The 5,962-nt window shown below is 70.9% G+C and carries 6 protein-coding genes and 1 pseudogene; 5 read left to right on the top strand and 2 right to left on the bottom strand.

Annotated elements, in window-relative coordinates; all coding sequences use genetic code 11:
* Together BKN37_RS28500 and BKN37_RS25180 are read left to right on the top strand one after the other, a co-directional pair.
* A pseudogene (locus BKN37_RS28500) lies at nt 1-78 on the top strand (GNAT family N-acetyltransferase); the annotation flags it as partial.
* Between the two features lie 129 nt (nt 79-207).
* On the top strand, nt 208-855 hold the full coding sequence (locus BKN37_RS25180; RefSeq protein ID WP_165618393.1) for a DUF3153 domain-containing protein: 648 nt from the start codon (nt 208-210) through the stop codon (nt 853-855).
* Here BKN37_RS25180 and BKN37_RS25175 read toward each other — a convergent pair.
* A complete protein-coding gene (locus BKN37_RS25175; RefSeq protein ID WP_071029779.1) occupies nt 831-1,724 on the bottom strand; it encodes a mycobacterial-type methylenetetrahydrofolate reductase in 894 nt (297 codons plus the stop codon). The two genes, BKN37_RS25180 and BKN37_RS25175, sit on opposite strands and share 25 nt — an antisense overlap.
* Before the next feature lie 274 nt (nt 1,725-1,998).
* Between BKN37_RS25175 and idsA2 the strand changes: the two genes are divergently transcribed.
* Nucleotides 1,999-3,048 (top strand): bifunctional (2E,6E)-farnesyl/geranyl diphosphate synthase, encoded by a 1,050-nt coding sequence (idsA2, locus tag BKN37_RS25170; protein ID WP_071029784.1) that lies wholly within the window; start codon nt 1,999-2,001, stop codon nt 3,046-3,048.
* Between the two features lie 6 nt (nt 3,049-3,054).
* Nucleotides 3,055-4,572, top strand: coding sequence for an alpha-(1->6)-mannopyranosyltransferase A (locus tag BKN37_RS25165; protein ID WP_071029777.1), 1,518 nt, complete (start codon nt 3,055-3,057; stop codon nt 4,570-4,572).
* Here BKN37_RS25165 and BKN37_RS25160 read toward each other — a convergent pair.
* Nucleotides 4,559-4,963: an Rv2175c family DNA-binding protein gene (locus tag BKN37_RS25160; RefSeq protein ID WP_071029775.1), complete on the bottom strand. Its 405-nt coding sequence runs from the start codon at nt 4,961-4,963 to the stop codon at nt 4,559-4,561. The two genes, BKN37_RS25165 and BKN37_RS25160, sit on opposite strands and share 14 nt — an antisense overlap.
* 84 nt (nt 4,964-5,047) lie before the next feature.
* Between BKN37_RS25160 and BKN37_RS25155 the strand changes: the two genes are divergently transcribed.
* The coding region (locus tag BKN37_RS25155; protein ID WP_071029782.1) for a protein kinase domain-containing protein at nt 5,048-5,962 on the top strand (915 nt) is incomplete at its 3' end.

Below are 5,962 nucleotides of genomic sequence, written 5' to 3'. Positions count from 1 at the left end.
GACATCATCCGCGGCTACCACTTCGCCGGTGACCCGCGCCCGTTCGCCATCCTGGGCCGTCCGCTGCCACTGTCGTGACGAAACCAAGCCGGCACGACGACACACGTAACGCCGGTCTGGCACGATGACCTGGTGCGCGCCACCTCTCGCCCACCCCGGGTTCGCCGCCTGCTGGCGTTGACGCTGCTGCTGGTGCCGGTGACCCTGATGACCGTCGGCTGCCTGCGGGTCCACGCGACGATCACCGTCTCCCCCGACGACCAGGTGTCCGGCCAGGTGATCGCGGCGACCCAACCCCGCAACGAGCACGACCCGGGGCCGCAACTGAACCCCGACCTGCCGTTCAGCCAGAAGGTGGCGATCTCGAAGTACGACCGGGACGGCTACGTCGGCTCGCAGGCGGTGTTCTCCGATCTGACCTTCGCCGAACTGCCGCAACTGGCGAATATGAACCCCGAGGCCGCCGGGGTGGACCTGTCGCTGCGCCGCGCCGGCGACCTGGTGATCCTGGAGGGCCGCGTCGACCTGACCACGGTGGACGACCCCGAGGCCGACGTGCAGTTAAGCGTGTCGTTCCCCGGGGAGGTGACCTCCACCAACGGGGATCGCATCGCCAGCGACTCGGTGGAATGGAAACTCAAACCCGGGGTGGTCACCACCATGAGCGCCCAGGCCCGCTACACCGACCCGTCCACCCGCTCGTTCACCAGCGCCGCGACGCGGCTGGGCCTCGGGTCCATCGCGGTCGCGATCCTGATCGCGGTGCTGGCCTGGACGGGCCGCGACCGCACCCCCCGGTTCGGCGAGGACGACGAGGACGAGGCCGAGGTTCACTCCGCGCGCGGCGACCAGTAGTCCAGCATCGTCGCGAAGGTCTCGAACGCCGGCGCGGACACCCCGTAGGTGGCCTCCAGGTGGATGCTCAACGGGAAGCCGAGGTCGGCCACCCCGTCGATCACCCGCTTATACAGATCGAGCATCAGCCGACGCTTCTGCGCGGGTTCGCTGTGCGCCAGCTCCCGGACGAAGTCCTGCTCGCCGGCGACGGCGGCGTTGCCCGGGTCTTGGATGAGCCAATCGATGAAACCCACCCGGCTCTCCATCTTCGGGACGAAGCCGAACGACAGCAGGATCTCGGGCCGGTGGTCGGTGCTGCGGGCGAACTCGGACAGGAATCCCACGATCGCATCGGAGTACAACAGCTGGGTTTGCGCGAACGTCGCACCCTGGCTGCACTTGAACCCGAACCGGCCCGGCTCACCTTCCCGGGTCGGGATCAGGATCACCCCACGGTTGGGGACCTGCTCGGCATAGAGCGACAGCGCGTCGGTCGGCGCGACGCCGGAGCCCTCCCCGTCGGCCATGGTGCGCGGCACCCCGACGAAGACGATGCCGTCGATCCCGGCGGCGACCAGATCGGTGAGCCGCCGACGCAGCGACGGCTCATCGGAGAACGCGGTGACCTGGCTGCACAGTCCTTTCATCCCGGGTAGCTCCGGTTTGACCATCGACCAGAAATCCAGCACGTCGAGCTTCGGCTTCCACGCGATGGGCCGGTCGGCCTCTTCCTCGATCATCCCGGGCATCATGATGTGCCGGATCTGCCCGTCGAGGCCGGATTCCGCGGCGAACTTCAGCACCTTGCCCGCGTCGTCGATGGCCTGCTGTCGCCCGCGTTCCACGTTGGGCGGGACGAGTTCGAGCGCGATGGTGTTCAAGGTCAAGTGGATGCTCCTGTGTTTGCCAAACCGGGCGAGGCGATCGCGACCGGGACGGCGCTGCTTCTACAACTGAGCGTGCGCACGGTTCTGCAGACAGCATAGGGGCGAGTTAGTGAGCCTGTCGAAGCAACTGGAGCGGGCCGACCGTTCAGCGCATCGGAAAGTGGCCGTACGCTCTACCCTTGAATGCACTCCGTCATCGGTAGCGCACAGAGCAGAAAGGGGCGCCGCGCTGAGCATTAGGGCTACAGCCGCACCCGCTCCGTCAGCCGCGGAGCTGGCCGGCGCCGTCACCGACCAGTTGCGCGGGTATCTGCGGGACCGCCGCCGGGACACCGCCTACATCGGGCCGGACTACGAGGGCCTGGTGGCCGGGCTGGAAGAGTTCGTGCTGTCCGGCGGCAAGCGGCTGCGCCCGGCGTTCGCCTACTGGGGGTGGCGCGCGGTGGCCGACGCCGAACCCGACCCCGGGATGCTGCGGCTGTTCGCCGCACTGGAGTTGCTGCACGCCTGCGCGCTGGTGCACGACGACGTGATCGACGCCTCGGCGACCCGCCGCGGCAAACCCACGACGCACGTGAAATTCGCTGGCCTGCACCGCGACCGGAGCTGGCGCGGGGTGCCCGACCAGTTCGGGCTGTCGGCGGCGATCCTGCTCGGGGATCTGGCCCTGGTCTGGGCCGACGACATCGTGGCCGCCGCCGAGTTGCCGCCGGCCGCGCACGCCCGGGTGCGCCGGGTGTGGGCCGATATCCGCACCGAGGTGCTCGGCGGGCAGTACCTCGACATCGTCGCCGAGGCCACCGGCGCCGATTCGATCGCCTCGGCGATGCGGGTCAACACCTACAAGACCGCGTCGTACACGGTGTCGCGTCCGCTGCAGCTGGGCGCCGCCGCGGCGGCCGACCGCCCCGACGTGCAGGCCATCTTCCACGAGCTGGGCACCGACCTGGGGGTGGCGTTTCAGCTGCGCGACGACGTGCTGGGTGTGTTCGGCGACCCGGCGGTGACCGGCAAACCGTCCGGCGACGACCTGCGGTCCGGTAAGCGCACCGTGCTGTGGGCCGAGGCGGTCGAGTTGGCCGATCAGGCCGACCCGGCCGCGGCGCAGCTGCTGCGCAATTCGATCGGCACCGAGCTGACCGACGCCCAGGTCGGCGAGCTGTGCGATGTCATCACCGCGGTCGGGGCGCTGGCCGCGGTCGAGGACCACATCGACACGCTGACCCGGCGGGCGCAGGCGACGCTGGCCGCCGCCCCGATCTCCGCCGCGGCCAAGGCCGGGCTGTCCGAACTGGCCAGCCTGGCCGCCAACCGATCCAGCTGAGCACCGATGTCCGGCCCGACCCCCACGACCGCCGACGCGGCCGCCGCCCGGCCCCCACGGCTGGCCCGGCTGCAGGAGTTCACCGCCAGCCCCCAGGCCCGCCCGGCGCTGCTGGGCTGCCTGGGCGCGGCGCTGATCACCGCCGGCGGGCTGGGCGCCGGCCGCACCAAGCTGCACGACCCGCTGCTGGAGGGGCTGCACCTGTCCTGGCTGCGGTTCGGCCACGGGCTGGTGCTGTCCTCGGTGCTGCTGTGGACCGGGGTGGCGTTGATGCTGATCGCCTGGCTGCGGCTGGGCCGGCGCGTCCTCGACGGCACCGTCACCGAGGACACCCTGGTGGCCACCACCGGGTTCTGGCTGGCGCCGCTGCTGGCGTCGGTGCCGGTGTTCAGCCGCGACACCTACTCGTATCTGGCCCAAGGCGCGCTGCTGCGCGACGGGCTGGACCCCTACCTGGTCGGGCCGGTGGACAACCCCAATCCGCTGCTGGACGACGTCAGCCCGATCTGGTCGGCCACCACCGCGCCCTACGGCCCGGCGTTCATCCTGGTCGCGAAGTTCGTCACGATGCTGGTCGGCGACCACGTCATCTTGGGCACCATGCTGCTGCGGCTGTGCATGCTGCCCGGGTTGGCGCTGCTGATCTGGGCGGCGCCGCGGTTGGCCCGCCACGTCGGCGGTAACGGGCCGACCGCGCTGTGGATCTGCGTGCTCAACCCGCTGGTGATCATCCACCTGATGGGCGGGGTGCACAACGAGATGCTGATGGTCGGGCTGATGACGGCCGGCATCGCGCTGACCGTGCAGCGCCGCCCGCTGGCCGGCATCACCGTGGTCGCGCTGGGGGTGGCGGTCAAGGCCACCGCCGGGATCGCGTTGCCGTTTTTGGTGTGGGTGTGGATGCGGCAGCTGCGGGACCGGCGCGGCTACCGGCCGGGGTTCGCGTTCGCCGCGGCCGGCGCGGCCACCGTGGCCATCGTGGTCACCGTGTTCGGGGTGCTGTCCGGGCTGGCCGGGGTGGGCCTGGGCTGGCTGACCGCGCTGCTGGCCGGCAACGTGAAGATCATCAACGCGCTGACGGTGCCGACGGCGACCGCCAACCTGGTGCATGCGATCGGCGGGCTGTTCTTCCCGGTCAACTTCTACGCCGTGCTGCACGTGACCCGCATCATCGGGGTCGCCGTCATCGCGGTGGCGCTGCCGCTGCTGTGGTGGCGGTTCCGCCGCGACGACCGTGCGGCGCTGACCGGGATCGCCTGGGCGATGCTGATCGTGGTGTTGTTCGTGCCGGCGGCGCTGCCCTGGTACTACACCTGGCCGTTGGCCGCGGCGGCCGCGGTGGCGCAGTCCCGGGTGGCGCTGGCCACGATCGCGGCGCTGTGCACCTATGTGATGGTGATCTTCAAACCCGACGGCGCGCACGGCATGTACTCCTGGGTGCACGTCGGCATCGCGGCCGGCTGCGCGGCGTTCGCGTTCTACACGCTGTACCGGGCGCCGCGGGCCCCCGTCAGTACGCCATAGCCTGGGCCCGGCGCACCACCTCACGGGCCTGGTGGGCGTGCAGCGCGTCGACCGGGCGGGCGTTGTCGACCGGGTCGCGCACCCCGTCGCGGGTCAGGCTCAGCGACGCATCCGGGGTGAACAGCCAGCGCAGGATCTCGGTTTCGTGATAGCCGCCGTCGCGCAGCACCACCAGCAGCCCGGGCAGGCTTTTGACCACTTCGCCGGTGTCGGTGAAAAAGATGCGCGGCACCACCACCGTCCCGCCGCGCCGCACCGCGACCAGATGCCCCTCCCGCAGCTGCTGATGCACCTTGGTGACCGGCACCCCCAGCAGCTCGGCGACCTTGGGCAGGTCGTAGGTCGGCTCGTCGGGGGCCAACACGTCATCCCCGGCCGGAATACTGCTCACCGGGCCCAGTGTAGAACGTGTCGGCCGGCCCGAAACCCCGCGCGCTGAGCCCGTGTTCGGGCCGCGCACACCTACGATGTCGGGGTGGCGACGGCTGGCGCGGGGGACGCCCTTCAGGGCGCGGTACTGGATCGGCGGTACCGCGTGACCACCAAGATCGCCACCGGCGGCATGTCGACGGTGTATCGCGGGGTGGACCTGCGGCTGGACCGCCCGGTCGCGCTGAAGGTGATGGACGCCCGCTACGCCGGGGACACCCAGTTCCTGACCCGGTTTCAGCTGGAGGCCCGCGCGGTGGCCCGGCTCAAACACCCCGGGCTGGTCGCGGTCTATGACCAGGGCACCGATTCCGGGCGGCCGTTTTTGGTGATGGAGCTCGTCGAGGGCGGCACCCTGCGCGAGCTGCTCAACGAACGCGGCCCGATGCCGCCGCACGCGGTGGTGGCGGTGCTGCGCCCGGTGCTGGGGGCGCTGGCGGTGGCGCACCGGGCCGGGCTGGTGCACCGCGACGTCAAGCCGGAGAACATCCTGATCTCCGACGACGGCGAGGTTAAGATCGCCGATTTCGGTTTGGTGCGCGCCCTCGCGGCCGCTGGGATCACCTCCACCAGCGTCATTCTGGGCACCGCGGCGTACCTGTCGCCCGAACAGGTCCGCGACGGCCAGGCCGCCCCGCACAGCGACGTCTACGCGGCCGGGATCCTGTGCTACGAACTGCTGACCGGGCGCACCCCGTTTTCCGGGGACTCCGCGCTGAGTGTGGCCTATCAGCGCCTGGATCACGACGTCGCGCCGCCCAGCACCGTCATCGACGGTGTGCCACCACAATTCGACGCGTTCGTGGCGTGCGCGACCCACCGGGACCCGGACGGCCGGTACGCCGACGCCGCCGAGATGGGCGCCGAACTCGACGCGCTGGCCCACGAGCTGGACCTGCCGCCGTTCCGGGTGCCCGCCCCGCGCCAGTCCGCGCAGCACACCGCCGCGCTGGCGCAGCGC

Origin of the sequence: Mycobacterium talmoniae (genome assembly GCF_001854525.1) — a bacterium.
Taxonomy (GTDB): Bacteria; Actinomycetota; Actinomycetes; order Mycobacteriales; family Mycobacteriaceae; genus Mycobacterium; species Mycobacterium talmoniae.
This window is presented reverse-complemented; position numbering and strand designations above follow the sequence as displayed.

Coding starts and splice junctions, on each gene's coding strand:
- BKN37_RS25165 (WP_071029777.1), top strand. CDS start 3,055: ATGTCCGGCCCGACCCCCACGACCGCCGACGCGGCCGCCGCCCGGCCC.
- BKN37_RS25180 (WP_165618393.1), top strand. CDS start 208: ATGACCGTCGGCTGCCTGCGGGTCCACGCGACGATCACCGTCTCCCCC.